The following is a 17,310-nucleotide window of genomic DNA, read 5'->3' as shown; positions in this document are numbered from 1 at the left end:
AAACCGCAATGATAAGCGAAAGCGCCGACCACGACCGGCACCCCCGTCAGCCACGCGCAGCGATCTTCATGAAGGACCCGACCAGCCGCCCTTCGCGGCGCTCGGCCAGGCAATAGACATAGGTGTGGGTGCTCACCGGGTCGCCCTCGATGCGCACCATGCGAAAACGCTCGTCGGGAATGAATTCCGCCTCCGATACCGCCGCCAGCCCCAGGCCGCGTGCCACCGCCTCGCGCAGGGCTTCGCGGCTGCCGATCTCCATCACCACGCGGGGCTTCACGCCGGCTTGCTGCAATACCTTTTCCAGCGCCAGCCGGGTGGTCGAGCCCTGTTCGCGCATGAGCATCGGCTGCTGCTCCAGTTCGGCCAGGGCGACCGTCTCGCGCTGGTAGAAGGGATGACTGCGATGGGCAAACAGCACCACCGCGTGATCGGCATAGGGCAGTGCGTGGAACCGCGCATCGTCGGTCACGCTGGCCAGCACCGCGACATCGGTCACGTAGTTCTCCAGATCGGCCAGCGACTGCGCCGAGTTGCCCAGCTTGATCGAAAGCTCAACCTGCGGATAACGGGCGCGGTAGGCGTCCACCATCTCGATCACGTGGAACGGCCCGACCGCGCCGATGCGCAGATGCCCCACATGCAGCGCTCCCGAATTGACCAGCAGGTTCAGCGCGTCCAGTTCCAGCTCGGCAATGTTCTGCGCGATCGGCAACAGGCGCTGCGCCGTCTCCGACAGGTCGACCCGCCGCCCCCGGCGGAAGAACAGTTCCACATTGTGTTCGCGCTCCAGCGATTGCACCTGGGTGGTCAGGGTCGGCTGGCTCACGCCCAAGGCCCGGGCCGCCGCCGAAAAGCCGCGATGGCGGGCCACGGCGAGGAAGGCACGCAGTTGCGAAGGAGTCATCTATAGCCTCAATCAATAGCTTCGTCGAATTTTAACGATTATATCGATAATAGGGCCGTCATAAAGCCCCCGTAAGCTCCCTTCCTGTCAGTACCGGCCCGAGCAACTCGCCCGGCACTGCGCCGCCGATCACCCACTGCGTCCACCACCGGACGCCCATGACAAGGATCCACCATGCAACGACGTTCCCTGCTCGCCCTGTGCCTGGGCGCCCTGACCTCCCTCCTGCTGAGCCAGCCGGTGCGCGCCGCCCAGCCCCTGACCGTGGGCCTGATCCCGGCCGAAGACTCGCAGGCCATGCTGGAAAACAGCAAGGCCGTCATCGACAGCCTGCAGCAGCAGCTGGGCATGCCGGTCAAGCCCTTCATCGCCACCGACTACAACGGCATCATCGAGGCGCTGCGCTCGCGCAAGCTGGATGTGGCCTACCTCGGCCCCTTCTCCTACGTGCTGGCCAGCTCGGTGGCCAATGTCGAAGCCTTCGCCGTGGCCGAGACCAAGAAGAGCGGCCGCAGCTTCTACAAGAGCCTCATCATCACCCGCAAGGACAGCGGCCTGCAGAGCGTGGAGCAGTTGAAGGGCCGCACCATGGCCTTCGTCGACCCGTCCTCGGCTTCCGGCCACCTGTTCCCCAGCGCCGGCCTGCAAAAACTCAATATCGATCCCAACAAGTATTTTTCCCGGGTGATCTTCTCCGGCTCGCATGACGCCAGCATCCTGGCCGTGGCCAACAAGAAGGTCGACGCCGCTGCCGTGGCCGACCGCATCCTGGCGGCCGCCGTGGCCAAGGGCGTGGTCCAGCAATCGGACCTGAACGTGGTCTGGACCTCGCCCGACATCCCCGAGTCGCCCATGGTCTGGCGTCGCGACCTGGACCCGGCCCTGAAACAGAAGATCGCCGCCGCCTTCGCCAACATCAAGGACGTGAAATGGGGTGACCAGGGCGTCCTGAACGGCTTCGTCCCCACCACCGACGGCGCCTACGACGTGGTGCGCGAGACCGCCAAGATCCTCAACCTGGACCTGAAGGCCATGAAATGATCCAGCTCCGCGCCCTCGCCAAGCACTACGGCAGCCATGCCGTGCTGCGCGGGATCGACCTGGACGTCCCGGCCGGCCAGTTCCTGGTGGTGCTGGGCCCGTCCGGGGCCGGCAAGTCCACCCTGCTACGCTGCATGAACGGTCTGGTCCAGCCCAGTTCGGGTGAACTCCGGATCGCCGGCTTCGACGCCACCGATCCCCGCGCCCGCCAGGTCCGCCAGTTGCGCCGCCAGGTGGCGATGATCTTCCAGCATCACAATGTGGTGCCGCGCCTGTCGGTGCTGAAGAACACCCTGACCGGCCGCCTCGGCCAGGTCCCGACCTGGTCTTCGATCCTGCAACTGTTCAGCCGCCAGGACGTGGCCCTGGCCATGGACTGCCTGCGCCGCGTGGAACTGGAACACAAGGCCCACCAGCGTACCGATGCCCTCTCCGGCGGCCAGCGCCAGCGGGTCGGCATCGCCCGCGCCCTGGCCCAGCAGCCGCAGGTGATCCTGGCCGACGAACCAGTGGCCAGCCTGGACCCCAAGACTTCGCGCCTGGTGCTGCACTACCTGCGCGCCGCCTCGCGCGAACTGGGTATCACCGTGGTCTGCAATCTGCACCAGGTGGACTATGCCCGCGAATTCGGCGACCGCATCATCGGCCTGTCCGGCGGCGAGCTGGTCTTCGACGGCCCCAGCACCGCACTGGACCAGCATCACCTGGACCGCATCTATGCCAGCCCGGGTCACGTGCCGCACCCGGCTTCCCAAGCCACCGCCACCGCCGCCACCAGCCAGGCACCGGCGATCCAAGGAACCTGACATGAACAGCCCCTCCTCTCCCTCTGCCGCCCCATCATCGACCGCCCCCGGCTATCTCTGGACCGGCCCCCGGCCGCAGACGCTGCGCGCCTGGCTGGGCTACGCCGCCCTGGTGGCGCTGATCGCCTGGCTGCTCGGCTGGAGTGCCCAGGGCACGCAACTGTCGTGGAGCGAACTGGCCACTGGCCTGCCGCAGATCGGCGACTTCCTGGCCCGCTCCTTCCCGCCCAACTGGTCCTTGCTGCCAGCACTGCTGGCCCCGGCCATCGAGACCCTGCAGATCGCGCTGTGGGGAACGCTGCTGGGCGTGCTCGGCGCCGTACCGGTGGCCCTGCTGGCGGCACGCAATCTCAACCCCAACCGCACCCTGCACGCCCTGGTGCGCCAGGGCCTCAACGTCACCCGCAGCATCAATGAACTGATCCTGGCGCTGGTGTTCGTCTCGGCGGTGGGGCTGGGGCCCTTCCCTGGCGTGCTGGCACTGGCCGTACACGGCGTGGGTATGGTCGGCAAGTTCTTCGCCGAAAGCATCGAGGAAATCGACCAGGGTCCGCTGGAAGCACTGCGCGCCACCGGCGCCAGGCCGCTGCAGGTGATCCTCTTCGGCGTACTGCCGCAGGTGGCCACGGCCTGGATCGCCACCGTGCTCTACCGCTTCGAGGTCAACCTGCGCCAGGCCACCGTGCTGGGCATGGTGGGAGCCGGCGGCCTCGGCTTCGAACTGGTCAACAGCCTCAAGCTGTTCAAATACCAGGACACCGCCACCTGCATCGTCGTGGTGACCCTGATGGTGGTGGCCGCCGATGCGCTCTCCAGCCACCTGCGGCGCCTGATCCAGGATGGCAGCACGCATTGAGCAACGAGCACTGAGCTCGCCCATTCAACATCGCGAACCCCGAAAACCCCGAGAACAGACTCATGTGGAATTTCCATAACCCGGTCGCCATCCATGCCGGCGCCGGCAGCCTCGCCACCCTGCCGCAATTGCTGGCAGGCCGGCGCGCCGTCCTGATCACCTTTCCCGAGGCCGCCGCGCTGGGCCTGGAGCAGGCCGTCGCCGACCTGCTCGGGCCGCAGCTGGTGGCCATCGAAAACAACGTCCAACCCAATCCCGACGTCGCCTGGCTGGGCGCGATGCACGAGCGCCTCTGGCAGCAGCACCCCGACGTCCCCTGCCTGATCGCGCTGGGCGGCGGCAGTGTCATCGACTGCGCCAAGGCCATGCTGGCGCCCACACCCTCGGGCCGCTTCGAGGAACTGCTCACCCATCTGCGCCAGGACAGCGCCTTCCAGCCCGACCCCGCCCGCATCAAGACGCTCATCGCCATTCCCACCACCGCCGGCACCGGCAGCGAAGTCACGCCCTGGGCCACGCTGTGGGATGCGGCAGGCGGTCACAAGTATTCCCTGCATCGTCCCTGGACCTGGCCCGAAGCCGCCCTCATCGATGCCGAACTGATGTGCAGCCTGCCCCCGGCCGCCACCCTGGCCAGCGCCCTGGACGCGCTGTCGCACGCCCTGGAGGCGATCTGGAACCGGCACCGCAACCCGGTCTCCTCGACCCTGGCCGCCAGTGCCGCGCGCAGCATCCTCGCCACATTGCCGGCCCTCATGCGTCAGCCCGACGCACTGGCCCTGCGCGAGCAGATGGCAGTGGCGGCGCTACAGGCCGGCCTGGCCTTTTCCAATACCCGCACCGCCCTGGCGCACTCGTTGTCCTATGACATCACGCTGCGGCAAGGGGTGGTCCACGGCATCGCCTGCTCGTTCTCGCTGCCCCACATCCTGCGCCTGGCGCTGGGCCGCGATGCAGCCGTGGATGCGCTGCTGCTGGACATCTTCGAGGCCGACGACGCCCACCAGGCCGTGGCCCGGCTCACCGCCTTCCTGGAAGCGCTGGGCGTGTCCACCGACCCGGCCCGCTATGGCCTGGGTGAGGGCGAGCGCTGGGACGCCGCCCTGCAGCAGGCCCTGCAAGGCCCACGTGGACGCAACTTCATCGCTGCCGCCCCCTGATCGGCACGCCCCGATCGACAAGACAGCCCACCCAACACTGCACATCGCCATCCGACAAGGAGAATATTCATGCACACCACTGCGCAGCCCGGCCGCAACCTGCAAGCCGTCATCTTCGACTGGGCCGGCACGCTGGTCGACTTCGGCTCCCTGGCGCCGACCCAGATCTTCGTGGACGCCTTCAAGAGCTTCGACATCGAGATCACCCTGCAACAGGCGCGCGGCCCCATGGGTCTGTCCAAGTGGCAACACATCCGCGTACTGCTGGACGATGCCGACATCGCCGCCCAATGGCAGCGCCACGCCGGCCGCCCCGCCAGCGATGCCGATGTCGACGCCATCTATGCCCGCTTCATGCCCATGCAGATCGCCAAGGTCGGCCAGTATTCGCAACCCATCGAGGGCGCGGCCCAGGTGCTGGCCTGGCTGCGTGGACAGGGCCTCAAGATCGGCTCCTGCTCCGGTTATCCGCGCCAGGTGCTCGACGTGCTGCTGCCGCTGGCAGCCGAACAGGGCATCCGCCCCGACCACGTGGTGGCCGGCGACGAACTGCAGGCCGGCGGCCGCCCCGGCCCCTACATGGCGCTGGCCAACATGCTGGCACTGGCCATTGATGACGTGGCAGGCTGCATCAAGGTGGACGACACCGTACCCGGTATCGAGGAAGGTCTGCGCGCCGGCATGTGGAGCGTGGGGGTGTCGCTGTCGGGCAATGAAGTGGGACTTACCCAGGCAGAACTGCTCACCCGGACGCCGGCCGAAGTGACGCACCTGAAGCAACAGGCCGAAGCGCGCCTGCGCGCAGCCGGTGCCCACTATGTGATCGATTCGGTGGCGACGCTGCCGGAGGTGGTGACCCACATCCGCGCCCGCCTGGCCAGCGGCGAACGTCCCTGAAGCCGAGTCTCCGAGGCCCCCGGATCAGCTGCGCGGCTTGCGCGCCCGGGGGCTGGTCGCGGCCGCCTTCTTCGGCGCCGCGCTGCGCTTTGCCGGAGCGGCCTTGGCCGCTGCGGTGGCTGGCTTGATCACCTTGGCGGGCTTCACAGGCTTGGCCACTGCGGCGGGCGTGGCCTTGCGTATACTTTTGCGCGGCGTCGCCGGGGCCTTGCGTGATGGTGCAGTGGTACGGTCGTCCCCATCGTCCGCATCGGCATCGACCGTGATCTCGTCACGGGACTCACCGATGGCCGTGGTCAGCTTGCGCGCCAGCGCGATCACCTTGCCGGGATCGACGTCCAGCGTGCCGATCAGCAGCTCGATGATTTCCGAGCGCGGGTTGGCCAGCGTCGGCTCGATCATCATCACCGCCGCCGACAAGGCCAGCGCCCGTTCGCGGCTGGCGCGGTCGGGCAGCATCTGCTGCAGAGCATTCAGGGCTTCCACTGGCGCCACGGCGGTCACGCGCGCCTGCTCCTTCAACAGTTGCACCCAGTTGGTCTGGGGCGACACGCTGGCATGCATGCCCGGCAGCTGCGCCAGCAGGCGCGCCAGACGCAGGCTGCGCCGCTCGAACACGCCCACCGAGATCATCCCGGCGATGACGATGCGGCACACGGCCTCGGCAAAGCCGCCATTGGCGATGTCTCCGATGACGGCGCTGCGATAACGTCCCAGTTCTTCCTGCGCCCAGCGCTGCGCGACCTCGGCATCGGCCTCGCGTGGCGGCAATACGGCGCCCAGCCCGTTGGGGCCGAACACCTGGCGCGTCATGCGTACCGTGCGGGCATCGCGCTGGTCACGCCAGGCATTGAGTTCATCGGTGATCTTCTGCGCCATGCGCTGCTCGTAGCGCTTCAGCGGATGCTGGGGATCCAGCTGCACCCGCCGGGCCCGCGCCTGCGCGGCCTGCTGGCGGATGAACGACGCCGCCGGGTGTGCATCCGAAAACAGTTGGCGCTGCATGCGCAGCGGGTTCAGGCGCATCAACGCATTGGCGCTTTCACGGGTGGCCGTCATGCGCACCCAGGGGCGAACCCAGGTCTTGTAGAACTGCGCATTGATCTGCGACCACTGGCTCACCGTCGAGAAGACGGATTCCTCCTCGCGCCCCTCGGGATTGAGCCGGCGCAAATCGTCCATGGTGCGGTGCTGGTATTGCACGGTATAGTCGCCCGGCTCCAGCGCGTCCCAGCGCTGCGCCTGCTGGCCATCCTTGCGCTCCAGCTTCATCTCGTACAGGCCCGGTGGCAGGCTTTCGATCACGTCCAGCGAGCTCACCAACTGGTCGTGTTCCTTCAGCGCCACCGATCCCCCCACGAAGATGCCCAGGTGCCCCACGCTCTCATGCAACACGTAGATGATGGTGCGCCCGGCAGCGGCGATGGCGCGCTCGTCGCCCCAGGTATCGATGATCCAGTTCAGGGCCTGTGGTGGCGGCGTGATGTTGTCACCCCAGGAGGCGAAGACCACGATGGGCGCCACGATGTCGCGCAGGCTGACCGCCTTGCCGCGCACCTCCAGCTCGCCGCGCGCCAGCTTGTTGCCGACGAACAGGTTCTCGGTGATGGCCTCGATCTCGGCCCCGGTCATGCGGAAGAAGCCGCCCCACCAGCGTTCGAACTCCAGGAAGCGCGGCGCCTCCTGATCAACCCCGGCCCACAGGTTGTAATACTTGTTCCAGAAGGTATTGGCCGGGTTGAGCTTCTCGAAATTCTCCACCAGGCTGGCGCCATCGAAGCGGTCCGCCCCGAGATCGGCCGCCAGCGAGGCCAGCCAGGTACCGCCCAGCGTGGCGCCGCTGTAGCGCATGGGATTCAAGGTGGAGCTGCCGGCCCAGTAGGAAGCGGGCGCGCCCACCATCATCAGCGGGCCAAACAGTTCCGGCCGCACCGCGTCCAGCGTCATCATGGCCCAGCCGGCCTGGCAATTGCCGATCACCACCGGCTTGGCCGCACATTGCGGATGACGGCGGATCACCTCTTCCAGGAAGCGCGCCTCGGCCTCCATCACGGTGACCAGGGTCTGGCCATCCTCCGGCTCCGGCCGGAAGGTCACGAAATAGACCGGATGCCCGGCCTTCATCGCCATGCCCACCTCGGAATCGAACTTGAAACCGCCAATCCCGGGGCCATGCCCGGCCCGGGGGTCGACCACCACCACCGGCCGCGCTGCAGGATCGACCGGCAGCTCCGGCGGTGGTTGCAGCAATAACAAGGCGTAGTTGCAGGGTGCCGGCAGGTCCTTTCCGTCCAGCACCAGGGTATGGTCGAACTTCAGCAGCGGCGGCGTGCCCTGCTCCAGGTGTTCCAGGTAATCATTGCCCCGGTCCAGCAGGGTATCGAGGAAGAGGAAACTGCGCTGCACGCAGTCCTCCACATACGCCTGCACATCGCCCCAGGCCAGGGCTGGTGCGGCTGCAGTATCGGCTGCAGCACCGGTGGCGGCATCAGGGTGAAGGGATCCAGCGTTCTTGCGACTTGCCATGGACTCGCTCCCGGAGGGGGTTCAGAGGGGTAACCAGTCCATCATACGGAGAAAGGTGAAAGCAAATCGTCCGATCTCTGAGACAATAAAACCGCTTTTCCCTGCTTTGGCCCAGCCGGCACAACAAAATCATTGCGTGGAGGAATTCTCATGGAGCTCAAGAGCCTGGTGGACCAGCCCGGCAAGTTGCCGACCGTTCCCAAGGTGGTACAGCAACTGATGGCCAGTTTCAATGCCGAGGACGTCTCGGCCCAGGACATCGCCCAGCAGATCGCCGCCGATCCGGCGCTCACCGCCAAGGTCCTGCGGCTGGCCAATTCGGCCTTCTTCCACGCCTCGCGCACCATCGGCACGGTCGACGACGCGCTGCGCATGCTGGGTTTCATCATGGTGCGCAACCTAGTGCTGGGCAACGGCATGGTGGCCGCCTTCAAGAACACGCGCGGCATGGACCTGCATCAGTTCTGGCTGCACACCCTCTATACCGCCGTCGCCGCCCGCTGGCTGGCCATGCACGCCGGTCATGCCGGTGAAGACAATGGCGACGCCGTCTTCACGGTCGCCATGATGCATGGCATCGGCCAGTTGCAACTGCACGCCGTGGCCGCGGCGGCGGTGGCGCCCCTGGACAAGCAATGCAATGTGCTCGACGCCGACCGCGCCGAACGCGAGAAAGCCGCCTGGGGCTTCCACTATGCCGATGTCTCGGCCGAACTGGCCACCCTTTGGCACTTCCCCGACGCCATGACCACTGCCCTACGCAGCATTCCCGATCCCCTCGCCGCCGGACGCCTGGAGCGCGCCGCCGCCTGGGTCCACCTGGGTGCCTGGGCGGCCCGGGTGGAGGTACTTGCGCTGGATGACGCCACGGCCCTGGCCAGCTATCCCGCTGCGCTGGCCAAAAAACTGGGCGTGGACCCGGCGTGGCGCCCGGTGCTGGTAAAACATGCGCCAGATCAGGCCGAGCGCGCCATGCCCTCCTTCAGCGAGCTGGCGGCCGGGCTGGACGCCATGCTGGAATAAGCCCGTCACCATGGAGACCTTCATCGGACTGGTGCTGGGCCTGCTACGCCATCTGGCCTTCAATGCCGTCTTCTACGCCATCGGCTGCGGCCTGCTCAAGCTGGTCACGCTGGGCCGCTACCCGCGCCTGACGCCGCTGCGCGGCGAACACTGGCGCCACCAGGTGCAGGACGTCGACCTGGTCGCCCTGCTGGGCTTGCTGGCCACGGTAGCGCTGCTGATCCTGATGGCGCATTGGCTGGGCTGACCCGCTTCGGGCCGCTGCCTGCAGCGACATCAGGTCGCACAGATGCTGCAGCTATGCCCCTTGCAGTTGTGCAGTACGCTGCTGCGACCCGCCCCGGCATGGGTACCGGGGCCGGTGGCCCCCTGACCGGCCAGCTGTTCGGCGCCGTTGCGCGGTTGCCAGCGATACCTGACCTGCAGCCCCACATGGCCACCGGTGAGCATGGGCGCGGCCGCCGTCGGCTGCTTGCAATAGGGACAGCTAGTGTCGCCATGCAAGGCCTGCAGGGGAATCAATCGTTCGAAGATGCCGTCGCAATGGCTGCAACGAATGTCGTACAAGGGCATGTCCCCTCCTGAAGAATCCCGATCCGAAAAGACCCGACCGGAAAGCCCCCGGCCGGGAACACACTACACACTACGCACAACAAACAAGCTCAGCCTTCAGCCCTTGCGCCCCCAGTAGGACTTGTCGTTCAACATGCCCTTGGGCGTGATGTCCTGATCGAAGATCGAGGTCGGCAAGGCCACCGTGCAGGCGCAGTTGGGGATATCGACGATGCCGCCGATGCGCCCTTCCACCGGCGCAGCCGTGAGCAGCATGTAGGCCTGGCTGCCGGTGTAGCCGAAGTGGGTCAGGTAGTCGATGGCCTTGAGACAGGCCTGGCGATAGGCCACGGTGGCGTCGAGGTAGTAGTTCACGCCGTTTTCCACGCTGATGCCCTCGAAGGTCAGCCACTGCTCGTAATGCGGCTTGACGATGCTGGGCATGAAGATGGGCGACGTGATGTTGTACTTCGCCATGCCACCCTTGATGAGGTCGAAGCCGACGTGGCTCACGCCATCCATCTCGATGGCACCACAGAAGCCGATCTCGCCATCGCCCTGCGAAAAGTGCAGGTCACCCATCGAGAAACCGGCGCCCTTCACATACACCGGGAAGAAGATGCGCGTACCGGCTGACAGGTCCTTGATATCGGTATTGCCGCCATGCTCGCGCGGCGGCACGGTGCGTGCGGCAACCTTGGCCATCTCGTCGAACTTGGCGCCGGTCAGGCCACGCAGCACGGCGGTGCTCGGATCGGGCGGCTTGGCCAGGCCCTTGGCGGCCAGCGGTGCCTCGCGGCGGTTCCATTCGGCCAGCAGCTCATGCGAAGGCAGACAACCCATCAGGCCCGGGTGGGTCAGGCCGGCGATGCGCACGCCCGGGATATGGCGCGAAGTGGCGTACAGGCCCTTCAGGTCCCAGATGGCCTTGTCGGCCTCGGGGAAGTAATCGGCCAGGAAGCCGCCGCCATTTTCCTTGGAGAACACGCCCGAAAAACCGACCGGGGTCACCGGCTTGATGTCCAGCAGGTCGATCACCAGCAGGTCACCCGGTTCGGCGCCTTCGACGTGGAAGGGACCGGTCAGCGGGTGGGCGCGGGTCAGGTCGACATTCTTGACGTCGGAGACGTCATCGGTGTCCTTGATCTGGGCATCCAGGAAGTCCAGCGATTCGATCAGGATGGATTCACCGGGCTTGACCGAGGCCAGGAACGGCAGGTCCGGGTGCCAGCGGTTGTGACCCAGTTCAGGCTGCTCTGCCAGCGGGACGCCGGGCTTGATCTTGAAGTGTTGCATGCGATCTCCTTGGTGGTAGGTGCGTGATGAGCGTGATGAGGACCGGCGCCCTGGGGCTCAGGGTGCCGGCTCAGTAGGAATCCCCGGCATCGGACATTCAGGCGTGCCGGCGCTGTTGCGGGTAAGCGCCTCGACCTGGGCGCGGGCGGCCTGCGGATCGTTGACCCAGGTGCGGTAGAAATCGAAAGGACACTCGGCCACGCCGGCCGGCGATTCGCCCGAATTGATCTTGCCCGTATAGCCCCGGTGCAGCAGCTTGTAGAGGTGGTTCTGCGACTGCCAGTTGCGGCGCGCATCGCGGATGGCGCCGATGGACAGCTCGGCATACTGGATGCCCATTTCCTCCGTGCCGCATTCGCCCAGGGTGCGGCCATCGAAGCCGACGATGGCCGAGTGGCCGAAGTAGGAATAGACGCCATCGAAGCCGGCCGCATTGGCCACCGCCACATAGACGTTGTTCATCCAGGCCATGGCCTTGGAGACCATGATCTGCTGTTCCTTGGCCGGGTACATGTAGCCCTGGCAACGCACCACCAGCTCCGCGCCCTTCATGGCGCAGTCGCGCCAGATTTCGGGATAGTTGCCGTCGTCGCAGATGATCAGGCTTATCTTCAAGCCCTTGGGACCATCGCAGACATAGGTCGTGTCGCCCGGATACCAGCCCTCGATGGGCGTCCAGGGCATGATCTTGCGGTACTTCTGCACGATCTCGCCCTGGTCGTTGATGAGGATGAGCGTGTTGTACGGTACCTTGCGCGGATGCTCTTCATGACGTTCGCCGGTCAGCGAAAACACGCCCCACACACCGGCGATGCGGCAGGCCTCCGAGAAGATGGCGGTCTCCTCGCCGGGAATGGTGGCGGCCGTCTCGAACATCTCGTCGCGGTCATACATGATGCCGTGGGTCGAATACTCCGGGAACACCACCAGGTCCAGCCCCGGCAGGCCCTGCTTCATGCCCACCAGCATGGCGGCGATCTTCCTGGCGTTTTCCAGCACCTCGCCGCGCGTATGCAGGCGCGGCATCTTGTAGTTGACCACCGCCACGCCGACGGCATCCTTGCTGCTTGAAATGTCTCCGTGTCTCATGGGCTTTCTCCTTCTCTCAAACAGGTGAATTCAGAACAACCGTCAGACCGACAGGTACTTGCTGATGGTCGGCGCATCGACGTTGGCGCGCGTGTCCTCGTAGACGAAGCGTCCCTTGTCGATCACCAGGAAACGGTCGGCAATCTCCAGCGTGAAGCTCAACACCTGCTCCGAGACCACGATGGTGAGGGCGCGAATCTTGCGGATCTCCTTCAGGCTCCTGGCGATGTCCTTGATGATGGAAGGCTGGATGCCCTCGGTCGGCTCATCCAGCAACAGCACCCGGGGGTTGGTGGCCAACGCCCGCGCAATGGCCAGTTGCTGCTGCTGGCCGCCTGAGAGGTTGCCGCCCTTGCGGGTGCGCATGTCGTAGAGCACCGGGAAGAGCGAATACAGCTCGTCCGGCACCTTGCCCCGGGCCGAAGCCGGCAGACCGGTCTGGATGTTTTCCAGCACCGTCATGTGCGAAAAGATCATCCGCCCCTGCGGCACGTAGGCCACGCCGCGCTCCACACGCTGGTGGCTTTCCAGGGCGCCCAGTTCGACGCCATCGATGCTGATGCTGCCGCCGCGCAGCGGCAAGATGCCCATCAGGGTCTTGAACAGCGTGGTCTTGCCCATGCCGTTGCGGCCCATGACGGCGACGATTTCTTCCTTGGCCACCGACAGGTTGACGTCGTGGATGACCTTGCTCTGGCCGTAGCCGGAGGCGAGTTGCGAGACTTTGAACATGGCGGGCTCCGGGTTGGGTAGGCGTTCAGTGACCGAGATAGACATCGATCACCTTGGGATCGGATTGCACCTTCTCCATGCTGCCCTCGGCCAGGATTTTTCCCTGGTGCAGCACGGTCACCTTGTGGGCGATGCTCTTGACGAAATCCATGTCGTGCTCGATCACCACCACCGAACGGCCCTGGCTGATGCGGCCCAGCAGTTCGGCGGTCTTTTCGCGCTCGGACACGCTCATGCCGGCCACCGGCTCGTCCAGCATCAGCAGTTCGGGCTCCTGCATCAGCAGCATGCCGATCTCCAGCCACTGCTTCTGCCCGTGCGAGAGCAGGTCGGCCTGGGTGTGCAGCTGCTGGTCGAGGAAGATCTCGGCGGCCACCGCCTCCACCCGCGCCACCACGTCCGGTGAGCGCTGGAAGGTCAACGCACCGAACACCTTGCGGCCACGCGGGAAGGACATTTCCAGGTTCTCGAAGACGCTGAGGTTTTCGTAGATGGACGGCGTCTGGAACTTGCGCCCCACCCCTGCCCGCACGATGGCGTGCTCGCTCATCCTGGTCAGTTCATGGCTGTTGAACTTGATGCTGCCGGAGGTGGCGCGGGTCTTGCCGCAGATCAGGTCCAGCACGGTGGTCTTGCCGGCGCCGTTGGGGCCGATCACCACGCGCACCTCGTTGCGCTGCACGTAGAGATTGAGGCCGTCCACCGCCTTGAAACCGTCGAAGGACACCGTCAAATCTTCGATGGCCAGGACCGGATGGGCATCCGATTCGAAACCGATGGGGTTCTCGCTCATTTGCTGGCCTCCAGGGTGGCGCCGGGCTCGATGCCGTCGCGCTTGGGTTCAGGGGTGGACGGACGGGCCGTCGCGACATTCGTGACAGTCGGGGCCGCAGCGGGGGCGACCGTTGGCGTCATCGCTGCCGGCTTGGGCTCGCCCCGCAGCCGCGCCATCAGCCGCTTGCCCTGGGTCTGCCAGAGACCGGCCAAACCATTGGGGAAGTACATCACCACCGCGATGAAGAGGCCGCCCATCAGGAACAGCCACAGCTCGGGGAAGGTCTCGGAAAAATAGGTCTTGCCGAAGTTCACCAGCAGCGTGCCGTACACCGCGCCCAGCAGCGACATGCGACCACCGACAGCGGCATAGATCACCATCTCGATGGAGGGCACGATGCCCACGAAGGAGGGCGACATGAAGCCAACCTGCAGCGTGAACATGGCCCCGCCGATGGCCGAGAACATGGCCGCCGCGCAGAACACGAAGACCTTGAAGCTGGCCACGTCATAGCCCGAGAAGCGCACCCGCTCCTCCTTGTCGCGCATGGCCACCAGCAGGCGCCCCAGCTTGGAGCCCAGCACATAGCGACCGAACAGGATGCAGCCGAACAGCAAGGCGGCATTGACGAAGTACAGCACCAGCTTGGCGTGGTCGGTACGGATGTCCCAGCCCATCAGGGTCTTCAGGTCGGTGATGCCGTTGACGCCGCCGGTCAGGCCCTGCTGGCCGATGATCAGGATGGAGAGGATGGCGGCGATGGCCTGCGTGACGATGGAGAAATACACATCCCCCACCCGGCGCTTGAACATGGCCAGGCCGATCAGCATGGCCAGGATGGTCGGCACCAGCAGCACTGCCAGCACGGTGAAGGCAAAGCTGTGGAAGGGCTCCCACATGGCCGGCAAGGCGGTGATCTGGTTCCAGTCCATGAAGTCGGGAATGCCCGGCGTGGACTGGATCTTGGTGCTGATGGGGTCGGAGGCTTCGAGTTTCAGGAACATGGCCATGCAATAGCCGCCCAGGCCGAAGAACACCCCCTGGCCGAGGCTCAAGATGCCGCCATAGCCCCAGCACAGCACCAGGCCCACCGCCACGAAGGCATAGGACAGGTACTTGCCCACAAGATTGAGGCGGAACATGTCCAGCGTCAGCGGAAACACCACCAGCAACAGCACCGCCATCACCAGCAGGCCCACCGCCCCGGAGCGCCCGCCCAACAGTTTTTCATAGGCTGCATGCATCATCGGACCTCGCACGGGTTGTTGGAGAAAGAGAAGCCGGCCATCACTTGCGCACCTTGGCCGAGAACAGGCCCTGCGGGCGCAGCATCAGGATCAGGATCACCGCCGAGAGCGTGAGCACCTTGGCCATGGAACCGGTCAGGAAGAACTCCGCCGTGGACTGCGTCTGGGCAATCGAGAAGGCCGAGGCGATGGTGCCGATCAGGCTTTGCGCGCCGCCGAAGACCACCACCAGGAAGGTATCGACGATGTAGAGCGAACCGCTGGTGGGACCGGTGGAACCGATGGTGGTGAAGGCCGCACCGGCCACGCCGGCCACGCCGCAACCGAGCGCAAAGGTGGTGCGATCGACCTTGCGGGTATTGATGCCGACCGCCCCGCTCATGACCCGGTTCTGCATCGTGGCGCGCACCTGCAGGCCCCAGCGCGAGCGGAACAGCAGCACGAAGATGGCCCCCGTCAGCAGCACCGTGATGCCCATCATGAACAGGCCATTGATGGGAATGTCGATGGCGTCGGTCGGCTTGAAGGACCCCATCAGCCAGTCCGGCAGGGTGGCACTGACTTCCTTGGCGCCGAAGATGGAGCGGAAGGTCTGCTGCATCGCCAGGGACAGGCCCCAGGTGGCCAGCAGCGTATCGAGCGGGCGCTTGTAGAGGCGGCTGATCAGCAGCAGTTCGGTCAGGTAGCCCACGCCATAGGCCACCGCGAAGGACAGCACAATGGCCACGAAGAAGTAGATCGGCTGCAAGGCCGGCGCATAGGTGGTGGTCAGGTGCGAGAGCAGATAGGTGATGTAGGCGCCGATGGTGAGGAATTCACCGTGGGCCATGTTGATCACGCCCATCTGCCCGAAGATGATGGCCAGGCCCAGCGCCATCAACAGCAGGACGCAGAACACCGAAAGGCCATTGAAGCCCTGCATGGCGAAGATGGCGCCGAATTCGGATAGAGAAACCATGTTGACTCCCCAGGGGCATAGAAGGATGAGGGGGCGGCAGCGCCCGCATGTCACTACAGACGCCGCCGCTTTGCTACGCAGTGAAGAGACGCCTACTGCTTACTGGTAACCCTTGGGGAAGGGATTCGGTTCGATCAGGTCGGACTCATAGACCACCTTGAACTGACCATCCTTCTGCGCTTCGCCGATGCGGGTCTTGCTCCACAGGTGGTGGTTCTCGTGGACCTTGACGTAGCCTTCCGGCGCGGTCTTGAGTTCGATGCCGGGCGAGGCTGCCACCACCTTGTCGACGTCGAAGCTGCCGGCCTTTTCCACCGCCGCCTTCCACAGCCAGGGGCCGAGGTAGGCGGCCTGGGTGACGTCGCCGATGACCGAATTGGCGCCGAACTTGGCCTTGAACTCGGCCACGAATTTCTTGTTGTTGGCGTTGTCCAGGCTCTGGAAATACTTCATGGAAGCGAAGAAGCCCTCCACGTTCTCGCCACCGATGCCCAGCATTTCATCTTCGGTAACCGAGATGGTCAGCAGGTTCTGGGTCTTGGCGGTGACGCCGGCCGCCTTCAACTGCTTGTAGAAGGCCACGTTGGAGCCGCCCACCACGTCGGCGAAGATGACGTCGGGTTTCTTCAGCTTGATCTTGTTGATCAGCGAGCCGAACTGGGTATTGCCCAGCGGATAGTATTCCTCGCCCACCACCGAGCCCTTGAGCACGTTCTCGATGTGCTTGCGGGCGATCTTGTTGGAAGTGCGCGGCCAGATGTAGTCCGAGCCGACCAGGAAGAAGGTCTTGGCCTTCTTTTCCTTGGCCACCCAGTTCAGGCCCGCCAGCACCTGTTGCGTCGCCTCCTGCCCGGTATAGAAGACGTTCTTGGACTGCTCCAGGCCTTCGTAGAAGGTCGGGTAGTAGAGCAGGCCGTTGTCCTTCTCGAACACCGGCAGCACCGCCTTGCGCGAGGCCGAGGTCCAGCAGCCGAAGACAGCCGCCACGCGGTCGTTCTCCAGCAGCTTCTTGGCCTTTTCGGCGAAGGTCGGCCAGTCGCTGGCACCGTCTTCCTGGATGATCTTGATCTTGCGACCGAGGATGCCGCCCATGGCATTGATCTGGTCGATGGCCAGGCGCTCGGCCTGGATCGACCCGGTCTCGCTGATGGCCATGGTGCCGGTGGCCGAGTGCAGCTGGCCCACGGTGACCTCGGTGTCGGTGATGGCCAGCTTGGTGGTATTGACCTTGGCGGTCGGATACTGCTGGGCCGAGGCCATGCCCGGCAGGGCGGCAGCGGCAGCACCGGCGGCCAGGCCCATGAGGACCTTGCGGCGCGGCAGCGAGGGCGGATTGGAAGACGAGGAATGCGACATGCGGTACTCCTTTCGGTCGTTGTTGTTGGATGCCGGCCGGGCAACGTGGCGTCGTGCAGAAAAAAAGCCGGTAAAAAACGGAAAAGTGA

The 17,310-nt window shown here is 65.3% G+C and carries 17 protein-coding genes; 7 read left to right on the top strand and 10 right to left on the bottom strand.

Going from position 1 to position 17,310, the window contains the following annotated elements; genetic code table 11:
• Positions 1-46 precede the first annotated feature (46 nt).
• Complete coding sequence (locus tag ACEOAC_RS12225) at positions 47-907, bottom strand: LysR substrate-binding domain-containing protein (RefSeq protein WP_006712990.1); 861 nt, start codon at positions 905-907, stop codon at positions 47-49.
• A 174-nt stretch (positions 908-1,081) separates the two neighbouring features.
• Here ACEOAC_RS12225 and phnD point away from each other — a divergent pair, with 174 nt between their 5' ends.
• From phnD to phnX, 5 genes are all read left to right on the top strand, one after another.
• The gene (gene phnD, locus ACEOAC_RS12220) at positions 1,082-1,948 is read left to right on the top strand and encodes a phosphonate ABC transporter substrate-binding protein (protein WP_006712992.1); all 867 of its coding nucleotides are present in this window, start codon (positions 1,082-1,084) and stop codon (positions 1,946-1,948) included.
• Positions 1,945-2,754 (top strand): phosphonate ABC transporter ATP-binding protein, encoded by an 810-nt coding sequence (gene phnC / locus ACEOAC_RS12215; RefSeq protein WP_413628892.1) that lies wholly within the window; start codon positions 1,945-1,947, stop codon positions 2,752-2,754. The genes phnD and phnC overlap by 4 nt, the downstream gene beginning before the upstream one ends.
• Before the next feature lies 1 nt (position 2,755).
• On the top strand, positions 2,756-3,610 hold the full coding sequence (phnE, locus tag ACEOAC_RS12210) for a phosphonate ABC transporter, permease protein PhnE (RefSeq protein WP_413628891.1): 855 nt from the start codon (positions 2,756-2,758) through the stop codon (positions 3,608-3,610).
• Between the two features lie 62 nt (positions 3,611-3,672).
• Positions 3,673-4,770, top strand: coding sequence for an iron-containing alcohol dehydrogenase PsrA (gene psrA, locus ACEOAC_RS12205; RefSeq protein WP_413628890.1), 1,098 nt, complete (start codon positions 3,673-3,675; stop codon positions 4,768-4,770).
• 69 nt (positions 4,771-4,839) lie between these two features.
• Positions 4,840-5,667 (top strand): phosphonoacetaldehyde hydrolase, encoded by an 828-nt coding sequence (phnX, locus tag ACEOAC_RS12200; protein ID WP_413445950.1) that lies wholly within the window; start codon positions 4,840-4,842, stop codon positions 5,665-5,667.
• 24 nt (positions 5,668-5,691) lie between these two features.
• Here phnX and ACEOAC_RS12195 read toward each other — a convergent pair whose 3' ends face one another.
• Positions 5,692-8,193, bottom strand: coding sequence for a DUF3141 domain-containing protein (locus tag ACEOAC_RS12195; protein WP_413628889.1), 2,502 nt, complete (start codon positions 8,191-8,193; stop codon positions 5,692-5,694).
• Between the two features lie 150 nt (positions 8,194-8,343).
• On the opposite strand from ACEOAC_RS12195, the gene ACEOAC_RS12190 reads away from it, so the two are divergent.
• Together ACEOAC_RS12190 and ACEOAC_RS12185 are read left to right on the top strand one after the other, a co-directional pair.
• A complete protein-coding gene (locus ACEOAC_RS12190) occupies positions 8,344-9,216 on the top strand; it encodes an HDOD domain-containing protein (RefSeq protein WP_234293721.1) in 873 nt (290 codons plus the stop codon).
• A 10-nt stretch (positions 9,217-9,226) separates the two neighbouring features.
• Positions 9,227-9,463 (top strand): hypothetical protein, encoded by a 237-nt coding sequence (locus ACEOAC_RS12185; protein ID WP_413444362.1) that lies wholly within the window; start codon positions 9,227-9,229, stop codon positions 9,461-9,463.
• Positions 9,464-9,492: 29 nt separating this feature from the next.
• Here the strand turns inward: ACEOAC_RS12185 and ACEOAC_RS12180 are convergent, their stop codons facing one another.
• From ACEOAC_RS12180 to urtA, 8 genes are all read right to left on the bottom strand, one after another.
• Positions 9,493-9,789 (bottom strand): FmdB family zinc ribbon protein, encoded by a 297-nt coding sequence (locus tag ACEOAC_RS12180; RefSeq protein ID WP_006713012.1) that lies wholly within the window; start codon positions 9,787-9,789, stop codon positions 9,493-9,495.
• Positions 9,790-9,885: 96 nt separating this feature from the next.
• Complete coding sequence (gene fmdA / locus ACEOAC_RS12175; protein WP_006713014.1) at positions 9,886-11,064, bottom strand: formamidase; 1,179 nt, start codon at positions 11,062-11,064, stop codon at positions 9,886-9,888.
• A 57-nt stretch (positions 11,065-11,121) separates the two neighbouring features.
• The gene (locus ACEOAC_RS12170; protein ID WP_413444364.1) at positions 11,122-12,153 is read right to left on the bottom strand and encodes an aliphatic amidase; all 1,032 of its coding nucleotides are present in this window, start codon (positions 12,151-12,153) and stop codon (positions 11,122-11,124) included.
• 42 nt (positions 12,154-12,195) lie between these two features.
• Positions 12,196-12,885: an urea ABC transporter ATP-binding subunit UrtE gene (urtE, locus tag ACEOAC_RS12165; RefSeq protein ID WP_077236844.1), complete on the bottom strand. Its 690-nt coding sequence runs from the start codon at positions 12,883-12,885 to the stop codon at positions 12,196-12,198.
• Positions 12,886-12,910: 25 nt separating this feature from the next.
• Positions 12,911-13,678, bottom strand: coding sequence for an urea ABC transporter ATP-binding protein UrtD (gene urtD, locus ACEOAC_RS12160; RefSeq protein ID WP_324878200.1), 768 nt, complete (start codon positions 13,676-13,678; stop codon positions 12,911-12,913).
• Positions 13,675-14,904 carry an urea ABC transporter permease subunit UrtC gene (urtC, locus tag ACEOAC_RS12155; RefSeq protein ID WP_413444366.1) on the bottom strand — a complete coding sequence of 410 codons (1,230 nt, stop codon included), beginning with the start codon at positions 14,902-14,904 and terminating at the stop codon, positions 13,675-13,677. Before urtC ends, urtD begins: the two co-directional genes overlap by 4 nt.
• A gap of 43 nt (positions 14,905-14,947) precedes the next feature.
• Positions 14,948-15,865 (bottom strand): urea ABC transporter permease subunit UrtB, encoded by a 918-nt coding sequence (gene urtB, locus ACEOAC_RS12150; RefSeq protein WP_006713022.1) that lies wholly within the window; start codon positions 15,863-15,865, stop codon positions 14,948-14,950.
• Between the two features lie 99 nt (positions 15,866-15,964).
• Positions 15,965-17,221, bottom strand: a complete 1,257-nt coding sequence (gene urtA / locus ACEOAC_RS12145) for an urea ABC transporter substrate-binding protein (RefSeq protein ID WP_077236840.1) — start codon at positions 17,219-17,221, stop codon at positions 15,965-15,967.
• Between the last annotated feature and the right edge of the window lie 89 nt (positions 17,222-17,310).

The sequence above is a fragment of the Herbaspirillum frisingense genome (assembly GCF_047325095.1).
GTDB classification, from domain to species: Bacteria; Pseudomonadota; Gammaproteobacteria; order Burkholderiales; family Burkholderiaceae_D; genus Herbaspirillum; species Herbaspirillum frisingense.
The sequence above is the reverse complement of the archived record's forward strand: the minus strand, read 5'-3'. Positions and strand labels throughout refer to the sequence as shown.

Bases quoted from the DNA above. Each gene is read 5' to 3' on its own strand.
- ACEOAC_RS12180 (WP_006713012.1), bottom strand. From the start codon at position 9,789: ATGCCCTTGTACGACATTCGTTGCAGCCATTGCGACGGCATCTTCGAA.
- phnD (WP_006712992.1), top strand. From the start codon at position 1,082: ATGCAACGACGTTCCCTGCTCGCCCTGTGCCTGGGCGCCCTGACCTCC.
- phnC (WP_413628892.1), top strand. From the start codon at position 1,945: ATGATCCAGCTCCGCGCCCTCGCCAAGCACTACGGCAGCCATGCCGTG.
- ACEOAC_RS12170 (WP_413444364.1), bottom strand. From the start codon at position 12,153: ATGAGACACGGAGACATTTCAAGCAGCAAGGATGCCGTCGGCGTGGCG.
- ACEOAC_RS12225 (WP_006712990.1), bottom strand. From the start codon at position 907: ATGACTCCTTCGCAACTGCGTGCCTTCCTCGCCGTGGCCCGCCATCGC.
- fmdA (WP_006713014.1), bottom strand. From the start codon at position 11,064: ATGCAACACTTCAAGATCAAGCCCGGCGTCCCGCTGGCAGAGCAGCCT.
- urtB (WP_006713022.1), bottom strand. From the start codon at position 15,865: ATGGTTTCTCTATCCGAATTCGGCGCCATCTTCGCCATGCAGGGCTTC.
- urtD (WP_324878200.1), bottom strand. From the start codon at position 13,678: ATGAGCGAGAACCCCATCGGTTTCGAATCGGATGCCCATCCGGTCCTG.
- urtA (WP_077236840.1), bottom strand. From the start codon at position 17,221: ATGTCGCATTCCTCGTCTTCCAATCCGCCCTCGCTGCCGCGCCGCAAG.
- ACEOAC_RS12195 (WP_413628889.1), bottom strand. From the start codon at position 8,193: ATGGCAAGTCGCAAGAACGCTGGATCCCTTCACCCTGATGCCGCCACC.
- urtC (WP_413444366.1), bottom strand. From the start codon at position 14,904: ATGCATGCAGCCTATGAAAAACTGTTGGGCGGGCGCTCCGGGGCGGTG.
- urtE (WP_077236844.1), bottom strand. From the start codon at position 12,885: ATGTTCAAAGTCTCGCAACTCGCCTCCGGCTACGGCCAGAGCAAGGTC.
- psrA (WP_413628890.1), top strand. From the start codon at position 3,673: ATGTGGAATTTCCATAACCCGGTCGCCATCCATGCCGGCGCCGGCAGC.
- ACEOAC_RS12185 (WP_413444362.1), top strand. From the start codon at position 9,227: ATGGAGACCTTCATCGGACTGGTGCTGGGCCTGCTACGCCATCTGGCC.
- phnE (WP_413628891.1), top strand. From the start codon at position 2,756: ATGAACAGCCCCTCCTCTCCCTCTGCCGCCCCATCATCGACCGCCCCC.
- phnX (WP_413445950.1), top strand. From the start codon at position 4,840: ATGCACACCACTGCGCAGCCCGGCCGCAACCTGCAAGCCGTCATCTTC.
- ACEOAC_RS12190 (WP_234293721.1), top strand. From the start codon at position 8,344: ATGGAGCTCAAGAGCCTGGTGGACCAGCCCGGCAAGTTGCCGACCGTT.